Genomic DNA, 22,756 nt, shown 5'->3' with positions numbered 1-22,756 from the left:
CCACCCAGGTCGCGGAATTGCGTATCGCAGCTGCGCACGTCGCTGCCAATGATGTCCACTAGGTCGGCGGTCGGAATAAAAGTCAGTTTCTCTTCAGCCATGCCACCTACTTTAGGCGCAAGCCCTCCCACGCCGCGATCAATTCCCCCACACGCTGCCCAGATCCCCTCTGTAGAAGCAGGTGATCCATCCCCTCCAGGCTCACCCAGTCCGCGCGAGGCAGGGCCGCCCGCATCGCATGCGCCTCCGCCACGGGAACTACCAGGTCATCGGGGGAGTGCAGCACCAGAGACGTGGCGTCACTAGAAGAAACGGCGGCCACAGTATCGGCCGAATCGGCCGCGGCGAGCTCATCCAGCAGCGCCTGCCCCAAAGAAAGCTCCCGCTGGCGCTCGAACATCTGCATAATCTCCGGTGCGCGCTTCGCGGTTTCCTGCAGCTCAAAAGGCGTGCCTACGGTCACGATGCTTTCCACCGCGGCAACGTCTGCCGCCGCCCGCTGCACCGCCGTGCCTCCCAGTGAATGCCCCACCAACAGCTCCGCCCCGCCGAACCACTCGGCGGCCGCGCGCACGTCGGAAACGTTCGTCGCCAGCGTGGTCTCCTCGAACTCGCCACCCGAGTCACCCAGTCCAGCGAAGTCGAAGCGCAAGCTCGCATAACCTGCCCGCGCCAGCGCCTTGGAAATGCGCGTCACCCCAATCGCCCCGCGCGTACACGTAAAGCAGTGCGCGACGACGGCCCGCCGGGGCGCATCCTCCAATTGCACATCCCGCGGCATATCCACCGTTCCCGCCAACTGCCAGCCATTTTCTGTGGGAATGGTCACGTGAATGGAGCGTATCGTGCGGGTCATGGATCGCCTCTCGCCTTAAGTCGATTAACGTGGTCTACATATTCTTACACCTCAAACTCGAAGGGCACATTCATGGCATTTGACTGGTTCTGGAAGGCGATGGGATCTTCCCCGAAGAAGAATCAGAAGAAAAGCCGGGCCGTGGTCGCTCAGGCCGACTCGTCGCGCTACTCGGGGCTAAGCGATGCGGAGCTTCGTGACGCCGCCTCGGACGTGGTGACCGAACAATCCACTAGCGAGGATGGCCACCACTTCGGTGGACAGGTAGACGACGCTCCGGCGCTGCTGGCAATCCTGCGCGAAGCGGCAAGCCGCACCCTGAACATGGAGCCTTTCGACGTGCAGATGCAGGGCACCTACCGCCTGCTGCACGGCGATGTGGTGGAGATGGCCACCGGTGAGGGTAAGACCCTAGCCGGCGCGATGGCCGCCGTGGGCTTTGCTTTGCAGGGCAAGCGCGTGCACGTCATCACGGTCAACAGCTACCTGGCTGGGCGCGATAACGACTGGATGGGCCCGATGTTTGACTTCTTCGGGCTGACCCACGGCGCGATCCACGAGGACCTCACCGCGGACCAGCGCCGCGACATTTACTCCCGCGACGTCATCTTCGGCGCCATCAACGAGCTCGGCTTCGACGTCCTGCGCGACCAGCTGATCACCCGCCGCGCCGACCAGGTGCGCACCCCGGCGGACGTGGCCGTGATCGATGAGGCCGACTCGGTGATGGTTGACGAGGCTTTGGTGCCGCTGGTGCTCGCCGGTTCCGAGCCTGGCCCCGCGCCCGCCGGCCGCATTACCGACCTGGTCAAGCGCATGGAAGAAGACAAGCACTTCCATGTCTCCGAGGACCACCGCAACGTCTTCCTCACCGACGAAGGCGCGGCATTCGTGGAGAAGCAGCTGGGCGTGGAGTCCCTCTACGAGGACGAGGGCGAGCTGCTGGTGCAGGTGAACGTCGCCCTGCACGCCGAGCACCTGCTGATCCGCGACGTCCACTACATCGTGCGCGACGGCAAGGTTGCTCTGATCGACGGCTCCCGTGGCCGCGTGGCCGAGCTGCAGCGTTGGCCCGACGGCCTGCAAGCCGCAGTGGAGGCCAAGGAAGGCCTGGACGTAACCGACGGCGGCCGCATCCTCGACCAGATCACCATCCAGGCGCTGGTCGGCATGTACCCAGAAGTCTGTGGCATGACGGGTACAGCCCTGGCGGCCGGCGACCAGCTGCGCCAGTTCTACAACCTGCAGGTCTCCGTCATCGAGCCGAATGTTCCGAACATCCGGTTCGACGAGGCCGACCGGGTGTACGTCTCCGCCGCCGAGCGCGACGACGCGGTGGTTAAACACATCGTCGAGGTGCAGAAGACCGGCCAGCCGCAGCTGGTGGGCACCCAGGACGTTGCGGAATCCGAGCAACTGGCAGAGGCTCTGCTCTCCGCGGGTGTGGAATGCTCCGTGCTGAACGCGAAGAACCACGAGGCCGAGGCAGCCGTCGTCGCCGAGGCTGGCCGCCCGGGCCGTGTGACCGTCTCCACGCAGATGGCCGGCCGCGGTACGGACATCAAGCTGGGCGGCACCGACGAGGCCGAGCACGACGAGGTCGTGGAGACCGGTGGCCTGCACGTCGTTGGCGTGGGCCGTTTCCGCTCCCAGCGCCTGGATAACCAGCTGCGCGGCCGCGCGGGCCGTCAGGGCGACCCGGGTAGCTCCCTGTTCTTCGTTTCCCTGGAAGACGACGTGGTCGCCGTGGGCGGCGCAGGGGAGGAGCTGCAGGCTCAGCCAGAGGAGGACGGCCTGCTGCCGCAGAAGAAGGTCCAGCAGTTTGTGGACCACTGCCAGCGCGTGACTGAGGGCCAGATGCTGGACATCCACGCCACTACCTGGAAGTACAACAAGATGATCAAGGACCAGCGCGACATCGTCAACGACCGCCGCGACACCCTGCTGGATACCACCGCGGCTTGGGACGACTTGAGCTACCACAACGTCGACCGCGCCGCGGAGCTGAAGAAGCAGGGGATTAGCGAGGAAGTGCTGGAGCAGGCCGCCCGCGAGATCATGCTGTTCCACCTGGATAGCGAATGGTCGGAGCACCTGGCCTACCTGGATGATGTGCGCGAATCCATCCACCTGCGCGCCATCGCCCGCGAGTCGCCGATCGACGAGTTCCACCGCATGTCCATCGCTGCCTTCGGCGAGCTGGCAGAGCGTGCCGTCAACAAGGCCCGCGAGACGTTTGACGAGGTAGAGATCACTTCCGAAGGCGCCCAGCTGGGCGAGATGGGCCTGCACAAGCCCAGCGCTACGTGGACTTACATGGTGAACGACAACCCGCTGTCCTCCTCCGGGGGATCTGTGATGGGGTCTATCGTTCAGATGTTCCGCTAGCTGCTTTAGGGTATTGTTAGACGTATTGTTATAGCCGAACCGATTAGTTCGAATGAGAGGACTTGAAAGCCATGAGCGATAACACCGGAGTGCCTGAGGCATCTGTCGAGACCACGTCAGTCTTTCGCGCAGACCTTCTAAAGGAGATGGAGTCTGGTTCGCAGCATGATGCCTCTCCCGCCGGTGTGGAGGGCCTTCCTGAGGGCTCCGCGCTGCTGGTTGTGAAGCGCGGCCCGAACGCTGGCTCCCGCTTCCTGCTAGACCAGGAAACGACCGCCGCTGGCCGCCACCCGGATAGCGACATCTTCCTGGATGACGTCACCGTTTCCCGCCGCCACGCCGAGTTCCGCCGCAATGGCGACCAGTACGAGGTTGTGGACGTCGGATCCCTGAACGGCACCTACGTAAACCGCGAGCCGAAGAACTCCTCCGTTCTGTCCAACGGCGACGAGATCCAGATCGGCAAGTTCCGCCTGGTGTTCCTGAACGGTTCGAAGGAAGCCTAAGGAAAAGTGAGCGCACAGAGAAGCCACGCTAGCGCTCCTGCACCTGCCTCCTCACCAGCCGGAAGGGTTCTGCCCACCTCGTCTATCGGCGATGTGCTGAAGCAGCTGAAGCCGGACTTCCCGGACGTCACCGTCTCGAAGATCCGCTTCCTGGAATCTGAAGGTCTGGTTAGCCCGCGCCGTTCCCAGAGCGGTTACCGGCGCTTTTCCCCGGAGGATATTTCCAGGCTGCGCTACATTTTGACCCTCCAGCGGGATAACTACCTGCCGCTAAAGGTTATCCGCGAACGCCTGGAGGCCATGGATTCCGGCAAGGTCACCCCCGTGACCGCCGCCCGCAAGTCCGCCCCCGGTGCGATCTCCCCGGAGCAGATGCGGGCCACGCAGTCCCGCCGCCTGACCCGCGCGGACGTTACGGCGCGCGCCAACGTGCAGGATTCCTTCACCGGATCCCTCATCCGCATGGGGCTGATCTCCGCCGACTCGGCCGGTTTCTTCTCAGTCGATGACGTCGAGATCGTGCAGATCGCGCAGAACCTGACCGACCACGGCCTGGATAACCGCCACCTGAAGGCGCTGCTGACCATCGCGAACCGCCAGTTCGACATGGTTTCCCGCATCGCCGACCCGCTGGCTCACGGCCGCGACGAGAACGCCCAGCAGCGCTCCGCCGAGACCGCCCGCGAGATGTCCGCGCTGATTATTTCCCTCAACACCGCGCTGGTGAAGGGCAACCTTGGCTAAAGGCACCGAAGTCGTTTTCCTCGGCCGCGCTGTCGGTAGCTCGCTCGGGTGCGGCGCGCCCGTGCCTGACTGTCTTATTTTTATGACGCCCCAGCGCACCCACATCCTGCCGATCTGGGTAGAGCCAACGCTGGATCTGGGCGGGCGCCCCACGGATGCTGAGGTTCTGGCTAATATCCTGAAGCACGACGAGGCGCGTGACCCGTGGTTTGCCCGCATCGTCACCAACTCCCGCGGTCAGATGACCGCTGGTTTGGTGCTGGAGGAAGGGGAGTCCGAGCGTTTCATCGACATTCGCCCCTCCATCCTGGAACCCTTGTGGCACGCGGGCGTGATCTTCGACGTGCGCGTGGAACCCGGGGTGGAAAGCGCGCTCATCCGCGTAAACCCCGCCTGGGTTGACGAGCTCGAGGCGAAGCTCAAGAAGGTAGACGAGGACGGCGACCAGGTGGATTTCCTGCTGGATTGGAACCCGGAGGACATGGGCTTCACCGTAAGCGACAACGCGGATTCCGACTTCCAGCAAATGTGGGAGGGTCTGGGCCTGTCGAGCGACCTCGACGACTGGCTAAAGGAATGACACGCCTGTTGTTACACGTGTGATTTTTGTGACTCGTGTTAAAGTAATGTTCGGCTAGCGGTTGACTGTGCCGCAAACCGGTCTAATCTTTAGAAGAGAATTGAAATTACACCAGGAGTGTTTCATGCAGGATGCCCTTTTCGACGTCCACGGCCCCGACGACGAGGTCGGCTACCGCGTACCGATCGCCTGCCAAGTCGCCGGCATCACCTACCGTCAGCTGGACTACTGGGCTCGCACCAAGCTGGTTCAGCCCAGCATCCGTAACGCCGCTGGCTCCGGCTCCCAGCGCCTGTATTCCTTCCGCGACATCCTGGTGCTGAAGATCGTGAAGGGCCTGCTGGATACCGGCATTTCCCTGCAGAACATCCGCAAGGCCGTGGAAAAGCTGGAGAACCTGGGCGTCGACGACCTCGCCGGCATCACCCTCGTCTCCGACGGCCACACCGTCTACGAGTGCCGCTCCTCCGAGGAGGTCATCGACCTCCTCAACGGCGGCCAGGGCGTGTTCGGCATTGCCGTCCCGGGCTTGATGAAGGAACTCACCGGCACCATCACTGCCTTCCCCTCCGAGAAGGTCGTGCAGGACGCCGCCATCGACGAGCTGGCCGAGCGCCGTCGCCGTCGTATGGCCTAGAGCTGCCTCAGAAAAGCTCCCCGCGCCCGCTGTTCTAGCTCCGGCAGGGGACTATCCTGCAGCTGCGGGGCCAACACTCCACCATTCTCTTCTGCGATCTCCACCTTGGAGACCGCCAGCGCCTCATCGGCCATTTGCCGGTCCGCTGGCTTCCACAGCTCCGCGCCCGGCTGGCCGCCCTCACCCCACGCCTTGTAGGCCTGAATCGCCTCCGCGTCCGGCTTACGCACAACCTCCGCCTTCAGGCAGTGATCCAGCTCCACCTCGTTCGCATCGTTGAACTCCTGCACTGCATCCTTTAACTCCGCCTCATTCGCAGCCCATACCTGCAGCACGAATTCCCCCTGCGGGCATTCCGGCGCGGCCAAGTCATCCTGGTTATTCCTCGCCAGTGCAATCCACCCTGCCACCAGGAGCGCCACCACGACAACGGCCGCGAGCGCTGCCCAGACCCATCCGGCAACCCGATAGTTCTGCTTTCCGCTTGCGTGACGTGCCACGATTCTTCTTCCTCCCAGTAGTTTGCTATCCAGTGTAGGCTAGCAGCCGCTTGCGCAGCTCCTGCCCGCGCTCCATCAACCCCTTTTGTCGAGCCACGTACTCGGCCCGTCCTGCCGGGGTCTCGATCCGCACCGGCTCGAAACCCCATTCGCGCAGATCATAGGGCGAAGCCTCCATGTCCAACCGACGCACGTCGCATGCCAGCTCGAAGCAGTCCAGCCACAGTTCGCCGGGGATCAGCGGCCCCAGCTTCGTGGCCCACTTGTATAGGTCCATGGTGGCGTGCAGGCAGCCCGGTTGTTCCATCTGGGGCTGCGAGTCGCGTGTTGGGGTGTGGGCGTTGCGGGGCGCGGCGGCGTCCGTAAAAAAGCGATAAGCGTCAAAGTGCGTACACTTCAACTGCGACGCTTCCACCACCTCGTCGGTACCGGCGGCGCCCAGCCGCAAAGGCTCGGGGTGGCGCGGGGAATCCTTGTAGACCATCGCCCACTCGTGCAGTCCGAAGCAGCCGAGCACGGGCGGGTGCCGATAAGTGGCCTCCAACAGCTGCGCGATATAGCGCACAGTCTTGCCTCGCGTGGCCATAAACCGTTCCGCATCGAGGATCCACACGTCGCCACGGCGCACGTAGTGGTCCTTGTAGTGCGGCAGGTCGCCGTCGCCATCCCACACCACACCCTTATTGACGCCCGGATGCCAGTGGCTTAACTTCCCAGGGCTAGTGGGGTAGTAGGTGAACATGAAATCCCACACCGGGTGCCTTTCACCCTCAGCGCGGCGCCGGCGGTGCCCCTCGGTCAGGCGCTGCACGCGCTCCCGGTGGGCGGCTTGCCTCTCGCGCCAGTCGTGCAGTACCTCAGTCATGGGTCCAGTCGCGGACAGTGCCGACGAGTTCTTCGATGATGTCCTCCAGCGTGATCATGCCGATAATTTGCCCATCTGTATCCACTACCGCGGCGATGTGGCTGGAGGTACGCCGCATGTTGCGCATCGCTACGTCGAAGCTGGAACCCGTCTTGACTTCCAGCAGGGGCCGGATGTCCGTGGTATCCAACTGGCTGTCGGGCTCCACCAGGTTGTCCAACACGTCCTTGACGTGGACGTAGCCGATCCACTTGCCCTTGGTATCTGTGACGGGGAAGCGGGAGTAGCCCGTCTCCTGCACAGCCTTCTCCACGGCCGCGACCTTCATCCGCGGGCCATCCTGTCGGATGCAGTGCACGTCGGCCGCGGGGATCAGCACCTCGTCCAGCGTGCGGCGCGAGGAGCTTAGAGCCTTGTCCAGGCGGTTGGCCTCCTCCGGGGCGATCAGCCCCTCGGAGCGGGATTCCTGGATCATGCTGGCCAGCTCGGAGGCGGAGACGGTGGAATCCAGCTCGTCCTTCTGCTCCACGCCCATCAGCTTGAGCGTGTGGCGCGCGATCCAGTTCAGCAGCTGCATGATCGGGTTCGTGATCTTCACGAACAACAGGTGCAGCGGCACCACGAATGTCGCCACGGTTTCCGGGCCGGCCAGGGCGATGTTCTTCGGCACCATCTCACCCAGGATGATGTGCAACATCGTCACAACGAGCAGGGCAATCGCAAAGCTCACCGGGTGCAGCATCTCCGGTGGCAGCCCCAGGGCCTCAAACGGCGCCTCGATGAGGTGCGCGATCGCGGGCTCGCCGACCTTACCCAGCAGCAGCGAGGCGATCGTGATGCCGAACTGAGCGCCCGCCAGCATGATCGACAGGTGCTCGCTGGCGTAAAGCACCCGCTTGGCCCGCTTATTGCCCGCGGCGATCATGGAATCCAGGCGATCCCTACGCGAGGAAATTAGTGCGAACTCCACCGCTACAAAGTAGCCGTTGAGCGCCAGCAGGAAGACGGCAAAGACTATGGCCCAAATATCACCCATTAGTTTGCCTCCTCTTTAGTCAGCGGCTGCAGCAGCACCTTGTCCACGCGCCGGTTATCCATCTCCTTGACGGTGGCCCGCCAGCGTCCGGACATGCCCGTTTCGAAGCTCTCCATCATCTCGTTGTCGCCGGCGGGCAGCAGAACCTCATCGCCCTCTGCGGGGATGCGCCCCAGCGTGGCCATGATCAGCCCGCCGAGCGTATCGTAGTCGCCCTCTGGCGCGGTGTAGCCCACGGCCTCCGGCAGTTCGTCAGTGCGTACCAGGCCGGAAACCTCCCAGTGGGTGCCCGTCTTGCGGACTTCCTTGTCCTCTTCCACGTCGTCGTGCTCGTCCCAAACCTCGCCGAGGATCTCCTCGACCACGTCCTCGATCGTCACGATGCCGGCGGTGCCGCCGTACTCGTCCACGACCATCACCAGCTGCGAGCCCGCGGCCCGCACCTGGTTCAGTACGTCATCGCCGCTCAAAGAGTCCGGCACGGAGGGGACATTCTTCATCAGTTTGTTCAGGGTGGTGGTGGGGCGCGAGTCGTGGGGAATAGTCAGCGCGTCCTTCACGTGCACCACGCCCACGGTCTCATCCAGATCCCCGCGGGTCACGGGGAAGCGCGAGTGGCCGGTCTCCAACGCCAGCTCGATCAGATCCAGCGCGGTCTCTTCGACAGTCAGAGATTCGACTGTCGACCGGGGTGTCATCACGTCCTCCGCTGTGGCGTCACTAAACCGCAGCGACAGGTCCAGAATCCGCGCTTTAGACTCGGTGAACCCACCGTTGCCCGTTGAGTTCTTCACCAGCGCCGAGAGCTCTTCGGCCGATCGTGCGGACGCCAACTCGTCCGCCGGCTCAATGCCCAGCTTCCGCACAACCGCGTTCGCTGTAGCGTTCATGCCGTTAATGAACCATTTCAGCGCCACGTTGAACGTCCATGCGGGGCGGATCGTAGCGCGAGCCGCTTCGATGGGGTGGGTGATCGCCAGGTTCTTCGGTACCAACTCGCCGAACACCATCGACAGCACCGTCGCCACAATCAGGGAAAGCACCAGCGCAATCGGCATGGCGGCGGCCTCGCTTAACCCCATCCACTCCAGTACCGGGTCGAAGAACTTCGCCAGGATCGGTTCCGCCAGATAACCCGTCGCCAGGGTGGTGATCGTAATGCCCAGCTGGGCGCCGGAGAGCAGGAAGGAGAGCTCCCCGTGCGCCTTTTGCACCAGCTTCGCCGTGCCGTCGCCTTTGGTGCGGGCGTGCTCGTCGATGGCAGAGCGTTCCAGCCCCGTCATCGCGAACTCCACGGCCACGAACAGGCCAGTTGCGCCTGTAAGCAGCACAAACAGGACTAGCCCGACTAGGGAAAGAACTATGTCCACTTGAGTATTCCGACTCCTAATTCTTTTTCAGCTCGGCGACCAATTTGGCACCCGGCAGCACGGTTGGGTGCACCCCGGCCTTGGCCATCATTTTCTCGGTATCAGCTTGCTGGTCCGTGAAGGACAGCGTCACCACCGTGCCGCTTGCTCCGGCGCGGGCGGTGCGCCCGGCCCGGTGGACATACGCCTTGTGCTCTGCGGGCGGGTCGATGTGCACGACCAGCTCTACGTCCTTGACGTCGATCCCGCGGGCGGCAATGTCGGTGGCCACCAGCACGGTGCTTGTGCCTTCGGTAAAGCCGTCCAGCGCCGCTTGGCGGGTGTTCTGTCCCTTGTTTCCGTGGATCCCCACGGCGGGCACTCCCGCGCGCACCAGCTTCTTTACCTGCCGGTCCACGGCGTACTTGGTGCGCATGAACATTACAGTACGCTTCCGCATCTTTCCAATGGCCACGACCAGCTCGTTGCGCTCCTCGCGGCTTTCCACCACGCCCAGCAGGTGGCGCATCGTGTCCACGCTGGCGGTGGCCTCGCCCGTAGAGTGAGTCACTGGGTCCCGCATGTACTTATCCACCAGCACCTGAACGTCGCCGTCCAGCGTGGCGGAAAACAGCAGGTGTTGCGCCTGCTTCGGTATGCGATCCAGCAGCTTGGTCACCTGCGGCAGAAAGCCCATGTCGGCCATCTGGTCGGCCTCGTCGATGGCTACGACCTTCACGTCGGAAAAGTCCAGCATGCCTTGACCCAGCAAATCCAGGGCGCGTCCCGGCGTGGCCACCAGAATGTCCACGGGCCGGGCCAGCGCCGTAACGTTCCGCTGAATCTTCACCCCGCCGACGACCTCAAGCAGCCGCTGACCGGCCGCGTTCGCAATCGGATCCAGCCGCGAGCGCACCTGCGTCGCCAGCTCTCTGGTCGGTACCAGCACCACGCCACGCGGCTTTTTTGGTTTTGACGCCCCCCGCCTCAGCAGCTGAATCATCGGCAGCCCGAACGTGAATGTTTTGCCGGAACCTGTCGGTCCGCGGCCGAGAACATCCCGCCCCTCGACGGCCGCGGGGATGGCGGCCGCCTGGATGGGGAAGGGCTTGGTTATTCCCTCGGCGGAAAGCTCCTTGGTGATGCAATCATCTAGCCCGAGCTTTCCGAACTCTGAGCGGGACAATTACGCTTCGACCTCGCTACGGTCCCCGGACCAGAGGGTGTGGAAGGAGCCCTCGCGGTCGGTACGGCGGTAGGTGTGGGCGCCAAAGTAGTCGCGCTGGCCCTGAATCAGGGCCGCCGGCAGGCGCTCGGCGCGAAGCGAGTCATAGTAGGACAGGGAAGAGGCGAACACCGGCACCGGCTGACCCAGCTGGGTGGCCAGGATAACCACGCGGCGCCAGGAGTCGATCAGGCCACCCAACTCGCCCTTGAAGTACGGGTCCAGCAGCAGGGAGGGCAGCTCCGCGTTCGCGTCGTAGGCCTCGCGGATGCGGTTCAGGAACTTGGCGCGGATGATGCAGCCGCCACGCCAGATGGTGGCCAGGTCGCGGGGGTCCACGCCCCACTTGTGCTCCTCGGAGCCCGCCTTGATCTCGTCAAAGCCCTGCGCGTATGCCACCAGCTTGGAGGCGTACAGCGCGCGGCGGACGTCCTCGATGAACTCCTCCTTCGGCACGTCCAGGGTGGACAGCTCGCCGCTGGGCAGGTTGCCGATGGTGGCGTCGCGCTGCTCGCGGGCGCCGGATAGCGCACGGGCGAACACGGCCTCACCGATGCCGGTGGTCGGAATGCCCAGGTCCAGGGCCGCTTTCACGGTCCAGCGGCCGGTGCCCTTCTGTCCCGCGGAGTCCACGATCACGTCGATCAGCGGCTTGCCGGTCTTCTCGTCGGTCTGGGAAAGCACCTCGGCGGTGATCTCGATCAGGTAGGAATCCAGGTCGCCCTCGTTCCAGGTCTTGAATACCTCTGCGATTTCCGCTGGCTCCATGCCCGCGCCGTAGCGCAGCAGCTGGTAAGCCTCGCCGATGACCTGCATGTCGGCGTACTCGATGCCGTTGTGCACCATCTTCACAAAGTGGCCCGCGCCGTCGGGGCCGATGTGCGTCACACACGGGGTGCCGTCTACTTTCGCGGCCACGGATTCCAGCAGCGGCCCCAGTGCCTCCCAGGATTCCGCCGGGCCACCGGGCATGATAGCCGGGCCGTTTAGCGCGCCTTCTTCACCACCGGAAATGCCTGCGCCGACAAAGTTCAGGCCGCGCTCGGACATCTCAGCCTCGCGGCGGATCGTGTCGGTGTACAGAGCATTACCACCATCAATGATGATGTCGCCTTCGTCCATTTCCTCGGCGAGCTGGGAAATGACGGCGTCAGTACCAGCACCTGCCTGCACCATGATCAGGGCGCGACGGGGCCGCTCCAGCGACTTAACGAAATCGGCGATCGTCTCCGAGGGAACGAAGTTGCCGGTCTCGCCGAAGTCCTCCATGAACTTGTCGGTCTTCGCGGTGGTGCGGTTGTAGACGGCCACAGTGTGACCGTTGTTGGCAAAGTTCCGGGCGATGTTGGAGCCCATCACGGCCAGTCCAACAACACCAATCTGGGCGGTTCCTTCAGCAGTAGTCATGGTTTTACATCTTACAGGGCGATGTCTTGGTTAGTCTTAGGCACATGTCCAATATTTTCATTGAACTAAGTCGTGTTGCCACCGAGCGTGATCTCACCGAGCAGGAGATCGCCACCCTCAATGAACTGCTAGCCAAACACCCCACCCTCGACCGCACCCTCGGCGTGCAGTACCGCGCCGTCGGCCCGGACAAGATGCAGCTGGCCCTCGAGATCACCGAGGACCACCTGCAGCCCTGGGGTGTAACCAACGGCGGCGTGTACGCCAGCCTGGGGGAGACCGCCGGCTCCATGGCTAGCTTCGTCGCCGCAGGCGCCGGTCCGGCCGTCGTGGGCACCTCCAACCAGACGCACTTCCTGCGCCCGTCCGTCAAGGGCGACGTCATCGTCTCCACCGTCCAGGCGGAGCACGTTGGGCGCACCACGCACCTGTTCCGCGTGGAGCACAAAAACGAAAAAACCGGCAAGACCTGCGCCTTGACCTTCCTCAAGACGCAGGTAGTGCCGGATATGCAGCGCGCTCGGTAGGCGCTAGTCGGACACCGCGCGGGTGTCGCGCCCCTCGCCGAAGCGCAGGTTGTCGCGCACCTCAATGGAGCGGATGCCTTCCTTGTCCTCCAAGTCGCGCAGCTTGCGGATCGCGTTGCGTGCGTGCAGCTGCTGGCGGGTTGCCACCAGCTGCCAGCGGCGGCGGGACACGGAGTTCAGACCCCAGCTGAAGGCCGCGACCGCACGGTTGCGGAAGCCCACCATGTACAGCAGGTGCAGCACCAGCCACATGACCCAGCCGAAGAAGCCGGAGACCTCGGCCTTGTTCATCTTCACGACCGCGTTGAAGCGGGAGACGATGGCCATGGAGCCCTTGTCGAAGTAGCTAAACGGAACGCGGCCCTCGGGGGAGGTGCCGTTGTTAACCTCATCGAGGATCGTGCTTGCCGCGTACTGGCCGCCCTGCATCGCCACCTGGGCCACGCCCGGCAGGCGATCCTTGCTCATCATGTCACCGACGATGAAGATGTTGCGGTGCTCGCCCAGGGTCAGGTCGTCGTTCACCGGCACGCGACCCGCACGGTCGACCTCGATGCCAGCCTGCTCGGCCACGTGCTTGCCCAGCGGAGAAGCGGCGACACCAGCGGACCAGATCTTGGCGTAGGAGGGCACAAAGTGCTCCTCCTCGGTCTTCATGTCCTTGTAGCGCACGCCCTCCTTGGATACGTCGGTGACCAGGGAGTTGAGGACGATATCCACGCCCAGATCCTCCAGGCGGCGGGCAGCCTTGCGACCCAGGCGTTTGCCGAACGGCGCCAGCACCTGCGGGCCACCGTCGATCAGCAGGATGCGGGTGTCGTCGGTGTTGATCTCGCGGAACTCGTCGCGCAGGGTGCGGTGGGACATTTCTGCCAGCTGGCCGGCCAGCTCCACGCCGGTTGGGCCGGCGCCGACGACCACGAAGGTCAGCAGGCGCCTGCGGGCCTCCGGGTCGGTGGTGATCTCGGCGCGCTCGAAGGCGCCGGTCACGCGGGCGCGGATCTCCAGGGCGTCATCGACGGTCTTCATGCCCGGCGCGAACTCGGCGAACTGCTCGTTGCCGAAGTAGGACTGGCCTGCGCCGGCCGCCAGGATCAGCGAGTCATAGTTCAGTACGGCATCGGTGCCGCCCAGGTCGGCGGTGACGGTCTGCTCGTTGATGTCCACGTTGCGGACCTCGCCCTTGACCACGCGGACGTTGTCCTGGTCCGCCAGGATCTGGCGAATAGACGGGGCGATTTCGCCCTCGGAGAGGATGCCGGTCGCAACCTGGTAAAGCAGCGGCTGGAACAGGTGGTGGTTCGTCCGGTCGACGATCGTGACCTGGACGTTCTCGTTTTTGAACTTCTTCGCCGCAAACAGTCCGCCGAAGCCCGCGCCGATGATTACGACGTGGTGGCGGTTTGATGTGCTGGTCATCTAGTTGCTTCTCCTCAATTATGGTTGTAATCCGGCACCATCTTAATTGGTTAAGGCGTGTCCTTCATACCGAGAGCCCCCGGTTTTCGAGAAAATCGGGCGCTTTCGGTTGCGCCTCGGAAGTCAAAAGTTGTTTTCCTAGTAACTTCGGGGGGAGTTACAGCGCAAAAGGAAGGCATGATGACGTCTCCGTACATCGACGAGGAACGCTGGCCGCGCCTGGTTGCCGCCCCGCACTCTCGTTTTATGGGCCGCCGGGCCGAGGCCGTCACCGCGCGCATGGAAGCGCTACTTTCTTCTCACGGAATTGCTTTGGACGCCGGCACGGTGCCGCACATGGTCGTTCGGGATGGCCAGGTGATCGATCGGGTGGTCGCTGAGGGCTGGTTGGGTTTGGCAGAGGGATACATGGCCGGGGAGTGGTCGGCTGAACCCCTCCCGGAGGTCCTCGGAGCCTTAATGGATCAACCCTTCGAAGGGAAATTCGGCGAGTTCTTCGCCCGCCGCACGTCGAAGCGCCGCGGCCCTGTCCCGGGGGAGCTGCCAGAGGCTCTTGTAGAGCTCTACGCGGGCGCCACCCGCGCCACAGGAGCCGCCCAGTTCAGCAGCGCTTCTCGCACCAGTACGCACGAGGACGGCATCGACTTCACTTGGTTCGGCGAGCCGGATCCCGTGGAGCGCCTCGATCTGGACGACGCTCAGCGCCGCCGCATCAACACCATGCTCGACGAGGCCGAAGTCGGCCCCGGCGATCACGTGCTGGAGATGCCATCTTCTGGCGGCCAGCTGGCCGTGCAGGCCGCCAAGCGCGGCGCCCGCGTGGACGTGCTGACCAGCGACGAAGACCACGCGGACGCTGTGCGTGCCCGCGTCCACACCGCCGGGGTCGGTGGAGCGGTGAACGTGGAGGTTATCGCCGGGCCGGTGCCCTCCCCGCGCCAGTGGTCCGGCCGTTACGAGGCCATTTTCTCCGTCGAGCGCATGGAGACCCTGGGGCTGGGCGGCTTGAGCCACTACCTCAAGGCTGTCGATCGCATGCTCTCCGACGACGGGCTGGCCGTGATCCAGTCGATCATCGCCGCCGACGACATGCGCGAGACCGCCCGCGAGTCCCTGGATGTCATACGCGCCTACGTCTGGCCCGCCCTGGAGTACCCCACCGTCCAGCAAGTCCGCGAGGCCGCGGCCGAGCACACCCAGCTCACCGTTGTCGCGGAGAACAACCTCAGCGCCCACCTGCGTGCGACGTTGCCGCTGTGGCGTGCTAACTTCCTCTCCCGCGAGCGCCAGGCCGCGGCCGCCGGTTTCGACCCGGTGTTCCGCCACCTCTGGGACTACCAGCTGGCTCTCCACGAGGCCCTGGCCACCTCCGAGGACATCGGGTGCGTCCAATTCGTCCTCGCCCCGAAGTAGTTTTGCGATTTCCCCGCGGGGCTCGCCGGATAGTTTTAGCGTAATAATAACTATTCGCGCATAACCCCCGAGAGGAACTCTTCCGTGACTACTCCCACGAACCCCGATGTCATCATTGTCGGCGCCGGCCTGGCCGGCCTCGTCGCCGCCTATGAGGCGCAGAAGTCGGGTCTTAAGGTCCTGATCCTGGACCAGGAAAATCGCAACAACCTTGGCGGACAGGCATTCTGGTCGCTCGGTGGTCTGTTCTACGTGGGAAGTCCCGAGCAGAAGCTGATGGGGGTCAAAGACTCCGAGGAGCTCGCCTGGCGCGACTGGGAGAACTCCGCGCAGTTCGACGATTCCCAGAACGACTACTGGCCGCGCCGCTGGGGCCGCGAGTACGTCCGCTTCGCCGCCACTGAAAAGCGCGACTACCTCAAGGCTCTCGGCCTCAACGTGCTGCCCACCGTCGGCTGGGCCGAGCGCGGTTCCGGAGACGCCAGCGGCCACGGCAACTCCGTTCCCCGCTTCCACCTGACCTGGGGCACTGGCCCCGAGGTCGTGCGCGTCTTCCGCGAGCCCATCGAGGCCGCGGAGGCGGAAGGCAAGGTCGAGTTCCGCTTCCGCCACCAGGTCGACGAGCTGATTGTAGAAAATGACGCCGTCGTCGGCGTGCGCGGCAGCGTGCTGGAACCGAGCGATCTGGACCGCGGCGTGGCGTCATCAAGAAAGACCGTAGGGGAGTTCGAGCTGCGCGCGCGTGCCGTCGTCGTGACCTCCGGCGGCATCGGCGGCAACCTCGACCTGGTGCGTCGCGCGTGGCCGACCGACCAGTGGGGCCCGGTGCCGAACGATATGGTCACCGGCGTGCCTGCCCACGTCGATGGTCGTATGATCCAGATCTCCGAAACCGCCGGCGCGAACCTGGTGAACACCGATCGCATGTGGGCCTACACCGAGGGCATGAAGAACTGGAACTCCATTTGGCCCGGCCACGGTATCCGCATCATCCCTGGCCCGTCCTCCCTGTGGATCGACGCGACCGGCAAGCGTTTCCCCAGCAACATCATCCCAGGCGGTGACACGATTGCCACCATGAAGCACCTCGGCACCACGGGCCACAGTTACTCCTGGTTCATCCTGAACAAGACGATTGCCGACAAGGAGTTCATTTTCTCCGGCTCCGAGCAGAACCCGGACCTGACCATCAAGAAGGTCAAGAACCTGCTCTCCAAGGTCGGCCCCGGCACGCACCCCGCCGTGAAGGCATTCATGGATCACGGCGAGGACTGGGTGGTCGCCGACGACCTGGGCTCCCTGGTCGAGGGCATGAACGCCATCGCCGACGCCGATGCCCCCGCCATTGACGTCCACGACCTGCGCCGCATCATCGAGGATCGCGACTCGCAGGTGGACAACAACTTCAGCAAGGACGCGCAGATCAATTACATCCGCACCGCCCGCGGATACCTGGGCGACAAGATCGTCCGCTGCGCCGCCCCACACCGCCTGCTCGATGAGTCGAAGGGACCGCTGATCGCCGTCAAGCTGCACGTGCTGACCCGCAAGACCCTCGGCGGCATCGAGACCGACCTTTCCGGCCGCTGCCTGCGCACCGACGGCTCGGTCCTGCCTGGCCTGTACGCCGCCGGCGAGGTCGCCGGCTTCGGCGGTGGCGGCATGCACGGCAAGAACGCCCTCGAGGGCACCTTCCTCGGCGGATGCATTCACTCCGGCAAGCGGGTCGGCGAAAACCTGAAGGCGACTATCGCCCAGCTCTAGCGCTTCATCACTCGCGCCATAATCTCCGTCATGGCGCGCCGCGGCATGCGCTGGGATACGCTCATCAGCACCTTGTTGAATGTACCCGCGACCACGGACGGCGGCGGCGACTTGCGCAGCAGGGACTCGATTCCGGCGGCTACAACGTCGCGGCTGCTCATGCGTTTCAGGCCGCCGTCGGCCCGGTCGCTGCCCGCTACGCGGAAGAATTCCGTCTCCGTCGGCCCTGGGCACAACGCCATAATCCGCACGCCGGAGCCCTTCCGCTCGGCGTACAGCCCCTCCGTAAACGAGAGCACAAACGACTTCGTGGCGCCGTAAACGACCATGCCAGGGGAGGGCTGGAACCCCGCGATAGACGCCACATTCAGGATGAAGCCATTCCCGCGATCCTCGAACCGCGGCAGGAACATGTGGGTCAGCTCCACCAGCGCGTGCACGTTCACTGCGATCTCCGCGCGGAGGCGGTCGGTCGGGATGTCGGTAAAGGACTCGTAGTTGGCGAAGCCCGCGTTGTTGATAAGCGAGGTCACCGTGATCCCGCGCGTCGAAAGTTCCCACGAGATCTCGCCCGCCACGCCGTGCTCGGATAGGTCTTTGGCTATTACCTCGACCTTTACTTTATGACGCCTCTTAATCTCCGCCGCAATCTTGTTCAGCCGATCCTGGCGGCGCGCGACCAGAACGAGGTTTGCGCCCTTGGCTGCTAGCTGGGTGGCGAATTCCTTGCCGAGACCCGAGCTGGCGCCGGTGATGAGGACGGTTTCTTGGGAGAGATCCAAAGTGCTCATGATGTCATTTTTACACGAAATCTGGTGGTTGGGTGGCGAAAGAAGAATAGTTCAAACGTTCTAGTAAAGGTTGAGTCTTAGTATTTAATTCGCTAGGGGTATTGACATAGTTCGATTGTGTGTTCTAAACTAGTGGTAGTTCGCGAAGGGGATCCTATGAACACCACTACACTCACCACAAACACCACCGAACCACCGCCCGATGCCGCCGAGCCTTACTACCGGCTTGCGCGTTCCGACGACCCGCTAACGGCGACGTCTCGTGCCCTCAATCTGACCCACCTCGCCATGGTCGAGCAGTCTACTCCGGCGCCGGACGACCTCGTTCCCGATCATGTTTCCAAGCTCGCGGTGCGATTCGGTATCAGCAAGGTAGTGGCGGCTCACTATGCCGACGCTGGTCTGATGCTCCAAGCCTTCCCACAACTCCACCAGCTGTTCCGCAGCGGCGCTTTCACTATTCGTCATATCCAGCAGGTCACCGAGGCTGTCGAGGCCGTAGCCCCGGACAAGCGCGCCGAAGTGGAGCAGGAGATCCTGAAAGCCCTCAAGCCCACGGTGCCGAACCAGCAGGTTCCCACCCCGCGGGCGGCCTACAACAAGGTCAAGGCGATTGTGGGGGACCGGGACAAGCTGGCAACCCCGCTGGACGACACTCCGCCCATGGATACGAATTCGCCGGAGCTGGTGATCGACCGCAGTCAGTATGAGACTACTGCGTTTACCCTCACAGTTCCGCGCCTGCGTGGCGTGGAACTGCACAAGGCGGTGAAGGCGGCCTCCCTGAAGCGCGGATGCTCCATGGGAGAGGCCTTCCTGGCGATGCTCGAGCAAAACATCACCACCGAGGTCACCTTGAACCTGTATAAGGCCGTCGGGTCGCAACCCCGCGGAGTCTTCGCCGAGGACCACTGGCTATCCGAGGCCGCTAGCTGCGAGTGGCTTGCGAAAGTCACCCACCTGGCGGCTCCCGGTTACACCTCGACGGAGGGATACCAGCCGACGGAGTTGCTGCGGGCGTCAGTAATAGGGCGCGATGGGCACTGCCGTTTCCCGGGCTGCGATGCGCCGGGGTACACATGCGACATCGACCATGTGCACCGCCACGCCGACGGCGGACCGACGTCGACGGCGAATATGCATCTGCTTTGTCGTACCCATCACCGCCTGAAGACGGCTGGTACCTGGGACGTCGCGCTGTACGCCGATGGCACCGAAGTGTGGACCTCTCACGGAGACGGCCACGAGGTTGTGACCGTTCCCGACGGGCCGCTAGCACGCGAAAGCTTCGCCGAGCGCGGGGTGCGCAAGGCGCGGGTGGTGCGCAAGCTCAACGAGGAGAAGCTCAACGCCGATCCGATGATGCCTCGCGGGCTGTCTATCACCCGCGAGGAGCTGCAGAAGATGCTGAACTGTGCCTCCGTGGAGGAAATCAAGGAAGAGCTACAGCGACGTATCAACAGTGAAATCACGATTGCCAACGCCATCGCCGAATTGGCGCGAGAGCAACTAAACAGCCAGATCGCGCAGCTCGAACAGCTAAAAAAGGACGAAGAGGAGCCGCCATTCTAGCCACTACTTTGAGGAGGTGACGGGCAGCACCAGCAGCGCGCCGAACACGCAGATGATGCTGCACATCAGGAACATGCCGGGGTAATCGAAATGCCTCAACGCGAGGGCCGCGAGGCCACCGCAGAACATGTTGCTGACCCCCTGGGTGAGCGACATCAGTGACACGTCGCGCGCACGGTTCTTCTTGCTGGGCAGCGACTCGTTAACCATGGCCTGATCCACGCTGCTGAACACGCCCCAACTCAACCCCAACAGCATCGCCGCGGCATAAACCAAACCCATGCCGGTGGCGATAGTCATCATGCCCGTGGCGCCCGCCACACCGAGCGCCGAGACGACCACCAGGATCTTCCGCCGCCCCAGCCGGTCCGACACATTACCGCTGACGAACGCAGTAATGATGGTGAATACCGCATACAGCAGGGTCAGCTCCAGCACGCCAGCATCCGGGTCGGGCACACCAATGTGATCCCGCAGGTAATACAGCAGGTAGAACAAGCTGGTGTAGTTGGCCAGGTGAATCACGAAACGGCTGGTGAAGACTAGCCAATAATTGCGGTAAGAACCCTCGTCGCCGACGGTCGCGGACAGCGAATTATGCGGACGCACGTGCACGTCTACGTGACCGCGCCCGAAAGCGAATTGGAAGATAAAGAGAAGGGAAATGACGCCCACAACCCAGTACGCCTGCTGGATCGGCAAAGCTGCGGCAACGGCAGTCCCGCCGACAATTCCGAAGGTGTAGGTCGCGCCGACGATTCCGGAAACCAACCCGAACTTTTCTTGGGGGACAACATCCGCGGTGACTGTCATCAGGTTGTTCGTCACAAACGCCACGAACACCTGAACCAAGCACCACAACCCGGTGAGCACCCAGAAGCTGGGACTAAAGGACATCAGCAGCAATCCCAGCGTGGCCAGGGGCGCAGCCAGCAGAACCCACGGGAGGCGCTTGCCCCAGCGCCCCACCCAGAACCAGCTGCGGTCGGCGATAAATCCGGTTAGCAGGCTGGTCGCCACGGCGGTCGCACCGCCGAGCATCATCATGAGGGCGAGGGAATCCTCTTTGTTGTCGGGCCGCAGCTCGATCATCTGCAATCCCAACAGGAGCTGCGTGGGGCCGGCCCAGGCGAAGACAGAGCCGAAAAAGGCCACGCCGAACTTCCAATAGAACCGCTTCGGTTCGCGCTCGGCGGCGGTAAGAGTCTGCAGCATCAGTTGCCCTTCTCTCTGAACTCGGCATCGATTTCTGGGGTGATGGCGCCCTCGCGGATCAGCGCCTGCAGCAGACGCCCAGCGGGCTTGACCTGCCGATCAACGTCCACCACGCCAAACTTCTGCGCCATGCCCTCGGACCACTCCCAGTTGTCCACGAAGCACCAGTGGTAGTAACGCTCGACCTCCGGAACGCGGGAAAGCTCAGCCAAATGGTCAAGGATGAACGCGCAACGGAAGCGCTCGGCGGCGTCGGCAGTGCCGTTCTCCGTGATCCACACGGGCAGCCGGTAGCGCTCCGCGAGCTCGGCGGAGACCTCCGCAATTCCCGGCGGGTAGATCTCCCAGCCGAGGTCATTGGTTGGGGTTCCGGGGAAGGTGGCGTCAGAAAAACCGCGCACCGCCGTGCGCGAGTAGTAGTTAATGGCCACAGCATCGGCGAAGACCCCGCCGCTGGGCAGTTCCAGGCTTGGACGACCGAGCACGGGGTGAAAGCGCCCCGCGAAGAAGGCGGGCTCGATCGCACCTTGGAAAAGCCATTCGACCAGGGGAGTAAGCAGCCGGTGGACGGGGTTGCGCGGGTTCATGGGGGCGAAGACACGGCGGTGGTGGGCGAAGGTGACTCGCGGATTGTCCAAGCGTGAGTGGATGCGCTGGTAGGCCAGCAGGTGCGCCGCCGCCATGTTCCGCAGGCAGGGGCGCACCTTCGGCAGGCCGCCGCGGCCAGGTGGGGTAGAGCCGAATAGGTAGGCCTCGGTGGCGAAGACGTTCGGCTCGTTGATGGTGATCCAGTCGGTGACTACGTCGCCCAGGTGGTCGAGCACAACGTCGACGTAACGCAGGAAGATCTCCACGTTCGACTCGCGAGTGAAGGCACCGTTCTGTTCGAACCAGGCGGGGTGGCCGAAATGATGCAGCGTAACGAGCGGCTCGATGCCGCGTTCGCGCAGGTCAAGGAACTCTTCCCGGTAGCGCTTGAGTACGTCGTGGTCGTAGCGGCCGGGCTCGGGCTCCACGCGGGACCACTCCACGCCGACGCGCGCGATCTGCAGTCCGAGGTCGCTCATGAGTTGGTTGTCTTCCCGCCAGCGGCGCCAGTGGTCGGTGGTGGGGTGCGGGGTGGTGCCGTCCTTGGCGACCCATTCGCTCCAGTTGTTGGGGCGCGGCGATCCTTCGATCTGTAGTCCGGCCGATGCGGTACCGATGCGGATGTGGCTGAGGTCCATGCACTTAACTTATTGACGCCCTTAGTTTTCGATGGCAAACTTTTCGGAATTTACCCCTTTGGGGGTACTTGGTTTGGTACAACAAAGTAATGCTTAAGAAAACAGCAGCGCTCGCATGCGCAACAGCCATTGCATTTGCCGGATTCGCGTCGCCCGCCGAGGCTACGCAGATTACTAAGAGGGAGAAGGTCGCGTATTCCAATGTGTTCGGCGACCTGCACATGAGGTTGCCGAAGACGGTGGACCGAATCGAGTACACGACGACCACCTCGGACGGGAAGAAATCCCAGGTCAGCGGCTACATCGTGGAGCCGGTCGTGGAGTGGAAAGGCGAGGGGCCCCGCCCGACGGTGGTGATTGGCCGCGGAACGGTCGGGCAGGGCGACCAGTGTGCGCCGAGTAGGAACTGGCCGCTGGACGGGCAGCCGGATCCGATCAAGGCTAAGCGGGCGGTAAATCTGGAGGGTATCTACGACTGGGTATTTGCCTCCAAGGGTGTGCGCGTGGTGGTGACCGATTACATCGGCATGGGTACTCCCGGAATGCACACGTACATGAACCGCGATGACCAGGCGCACGCGATGCTGGATGCGGCGCGCGCAGCGGGCGTGGGTGACGGACCGGTGGCGTTCTACGGGCATTCGCAGGGCGGTGGTGCGTCGGCTGCGGCGGTCGAGGCGGCGGGTGAGTACGCTCCGGAGCTCAATGTGGTGGGCGCCTACGCATCTGCGCCGCC

Annotated in this window: 21 protein-coding genes and 1 pseudogene; 10 read left to right on the top strand and 12 right to left on the bottom strand. The window is 63.6% G+C overall.

The features are described from left to right. A pseudogene (locus tag Q0331_RS09350) lies at window positions 1-101 on the bottom strand (regulator of ribonuclease activity); the annotation flags it as partial. Window positions 102-106: 5 nt separating this feature from the next. Then, the gene (locus Q0331_RS09345; protein WP_298076082.1) at window positions 107-856 is read right to left on the bottom strand and encodes a S9 family peptidase; all 750 of its coding nucleotides are present in this window, start codon (window positions 854-856) and stop codon (window positions 107-109) included. A gap of 72 nt (window positions 857-928) precedes the next feature. Here Q0331_RS09345 and secA2 point away from each other — a divergent pair, with 72 nt between their 5' ends. The 5 genes from secA2 to Q0331_RS09320 all read left to right on the top strand — a co-directional run bounded on the left by secA2 (window position 929) and on the right by Q0331_RS09320 (window position 5,711). After that, window positions 929-3,244 carry an accessory Sec system translocase SecA2 gene (secA2, locus tag Q0331_RS09340; protein ID WP_298076081.1) on the top strand — a complete coding sequence of 772 codons (2,316 nt, stop codon included), beginning with the start codon at window positions 929-931 and terminating at the stop codon, window positions 3,242-3,244. Between the two features lie 71 nt (window positions 3,245-3,315). After that, window positions 3,316-3,750, top strand: a complete 435-nt coding sequence (gene odhI, locus Q0331_RS09335; protein ID WP_005294594.1) for an oxoglutarate dehydrogenase inhibitor Odhl — start codon at window positions 3,316-3,318, stop codon at window positions 3,748-3,750. 6 nt (window positions 3,751-3,756) lie between these two features. Then, window positions 3,757-4,494 carry a MerR family transcriptional regulator gene (locus Q0331_RS09330; protein ID WP_035004027.1) on the top strand — a complete coding sequence of 246 codons (738 nt, stop codon included), beginning with the start codon at window positions 3,757-3,759 and terminating at the stop codon, window positions 4,492-4,494. An 82-nt stretch (window positions 4,495-4,576) separates the two neighbouring features. Beyond that, the gene (locus Q0331_RS09325; RefSeq protein WP_298076080.1) at window positions 4,577-5,074 is read left to right on the top strand and encodes a hypothetical protein; all 498 of its coding nucleotides are present in this window, start codon (window positions 4,577-4,579) and stop codon (window positions 5,072-5,074) included. 124 nt (window positions 5,075-5,198) lie between these two features. Then, window positions 5,199-5,711: a MerR family transcriptional regulator gene (locus Q0331_RS09320; RefSeq protein WP_005294601.1), complete on the top strand. Its 513-nt coding sequence runs from the start codon at window positions 5,199-5,201 to the stop codon at window positions 5,709-5,711. Here the strand turns inward: Q0331_RS09320 and Q0331_RS09315 are convergent. From Q0331_RS09315 to gndA, 6 genes are read right to left on the bottom strand one after another with little or no spacing between them, the layout of a single operon-like run. Continuing rightward, the gene (locus Q0331_RS09315; protein WP_298076078.1) at window positions 5,708-6,211 is read right to left on the bottom strand and encodes a hypothetical protein; all 504 of its coding nucleotides are present in this window, start codon (window positions 6,209-6,211) and stop codon (window positions 5,708-5,710) included. The two genes, Q0331_RS09320 and Q0331_RS09315, sit on opposite strands and share 4 nt — an antisense overlap. Window positions 6,212-6,236: 25 nt before the next feature. Then, window positions 6,237-7,076 carry a 3-methyladenine DNA glycosylase gene (locus Q0331_RS09310; protein WP_298076077.1) on the bottom strand — a complete coding sequence of 280 codons (840 nt, stop codon included), beginning with the start codon at window positions 7,074-7,076 and terminating at the stop codon, window positions 6,237-6,239. Beyond that, window positions 7,069-8,112, bottom strand: a complete 1,044-nt coding sequence (locus tag Q0331_RS09305; protein ID WP_298076076.1) for a hemolysin family protein — start codon at window positions 8,110-8,112, stop codon at window positions 7,069-7,071. The genes Q0331_RS09310 and Q0331_RS09305 overlap by 8 nt, the downstream gene beginning before the upstream one ends. Next, on the bottom strand, window positions 8,112-9,482 hold the full coding sequence (locus tag Q0331_RS09300; RefSeq protein WP_298076075.1) for a hemolysin family protein: 1,371 nt from the start codon (window positions 9,480-9,482) through the stop codon (window positions 8,112-8,114). The genes Q0331_RS09305 and Q0331_RS09300 overlap by 1 nt, the downstream gene beginning before the upstream one ends. Before the next feature lie 16 nt (window positions 9,483-9,498). Further along, window positions 9,499-10,647, bottom strand: coding sequence for a DEAD/DEAH box helicase (locus Q0331_RS09295; RefSeq protein ID WP_298076074.1), 1,149 nt, complete (start codon window positions 10,645-10,647; stop codon window positions 9,499-9,501). Further along, entirely contained in the window at window positions 10,648-12,093 is a 1,446-nt protein-coding gene (gene gndA, locus Q0331_RS09290; RefSeq protein ID WP_035004012.1) for an NADP-dependent phosphogluconate dehydrogenase, read from the bottom strand. A 44-nt stretch (window positions 12,094-12,137) separates the two neighbouring features. Here gndA and Q0331_RS09285 point away from each other — a divergent pair, with 44 nt between their 5' ends. Further along, window positions 12,138-12,620, top strand: a complete 483-nt coding sequence (locus tag Q0331_RS09285) for a PaaI family thioesterase (protein WP_035010529.1) — start codon at window positions 12,138-12,140, stop codon at window positions 12,618-12,620. 3 nt (window positions 12,621-12,623) lie between these two features. Here Q0331_RS09285 and Q0331_RS09280 read toward each other — a convergent pair whose 3' ends face one another. Beyond that, on the bottom strand, window positions 12,624-14,039 hold the full coding sequence (locus tag Q0331_RS09280; RefSeq protein ID WP_298076073.1) for an NAD(P)/FAD-dependent oxidoreductase: 1,416 nt from the start codon (window positions 14,037-14,039) through the stop codon (window positions 12,624-12,626). Window positions 14,040-14,219: 180 nt separating this feature from the next. Here Q0331_RS09280 and Q0331_RS09275 point away from each other — a divergent pair, with 180 nt between their 5' ends. Both Q0331_RS09275 and Q0331_RS09270 read left to right on the top strand, forming a co-directional pair. Next, on the top strand, window positions 14,220-15,452 hold the full coding sequence (locus tag Q0331_RS09275) for a class I SAM-dependent methyltransferase (RefSeq protein ID WP_298076072.1): 1,233 nt from the start codon (window positions 14,220-14,222) through the stop codon (window positions 15,450-15,452). A gap of 84 nt (window positions 15,453-15,536) precedes the next feature. After that, window positions 15,537-17,216, top strand: coding sequence for an FAD-binding dehydrogenase (locus tag Q0331_RS09270; RefSeq protein WP_298076071.1), 1,680 nt, complete (start codon window positions 15,537-15,539; stop codon window positions 17,214-17,216). Here the strand turns inward: Q0331_RS09270 and Q0331_RS09265 are convergent. Then, the gene (locus Q0331_RS09265; RefSeq protein WP_298076070.1) at window positions 17,213-18,007 is read right to left on the bottom strand and encodes an SDR family oxidoreductase; all 795 of its coding nucleotides are present in this window, start codon (window positions 18,005-18,007) and stop codon (window positions 17,213-17,215) included. The genes Q0331_RS09270 and Q0331_RS09265 overlap by 4 nt on opposite strands. Before the next feature lie 156 nt (window positions 18,008-18,163). Between Q0331_RS09265 and Q0331_RS09260 the strand changes: the two genes are divergently transcribed. After that, window positions 18,164-19,579, top strand: a complete 1,416-nt coding sequence (locus Q0331_RS09260) for an HNH endonuclease signature motif containing protein (protein ID WP_298076069.1) — start codon at window positions 18,164-18,166, stop codon at window positions 19,577-19,579. Between the two features lie 3 nt (window positions 19,580-19,582). Here Q0331_RS09260 and Q0331_RS09255 read toward each other — a convergent pair whose 3' ends face one another. After that, the gene (locus Q0331_RS09255; RefSeq protein WP_298076068.1) at window positions 19,583-20,794 is read right to left on the bottom strand and encodes an MFS transporter; all 1,212 of its coding nucleotides are present in this window, start codon (window positions 20,792-20,794) and stop codon (window positions 19,583-19,585) included. Continuing rightward, window positions 20,794-22,020 (bottom strand): glycoside hydrolase family 1 protein, encoded by a 1,227-nt coding sequence (locus Q0331_RS09250; protein ID WP_298076067.1) that lies wholly within the window; start codon window positions 22,018-22,020, stop codon window positions 20,794-20,796. Before Q0331_RS09250 ends, Q0331_RS09255 begins: the two co-directional genes overlap by 1 nt. An 89-nt stretch (window positions 22,021-22,109) precedes the next feature. On the opposite strand from Q0331_RS09250, the gene Q0331_RS09245 reads away from it, so the two are divergent. Beyond that, window positions 22,110-22,756, top strand: a 647-nt coding sequence (locus Q0331_RS09245; protein ID WP_298076066.1) for an alpha/beta fold hydrolase, incomplete at its 3' end; no start/stop codon positions are given.

Origin of the sequence: uncultured Corynebacterium sp. (assembly GCF_937999985.1) — a bacterium.
Lineage (GTDB): Bacteria > Actinomycetota > Actinomycetes > Mycobacteriales > Mycobacteriaceae > Corynebacterium.
The sequence above is the reverse complement of the archived record's forward strand: the minus strand, read 5'-3'. Positions and strand labels throughout refer to the sequence as shown.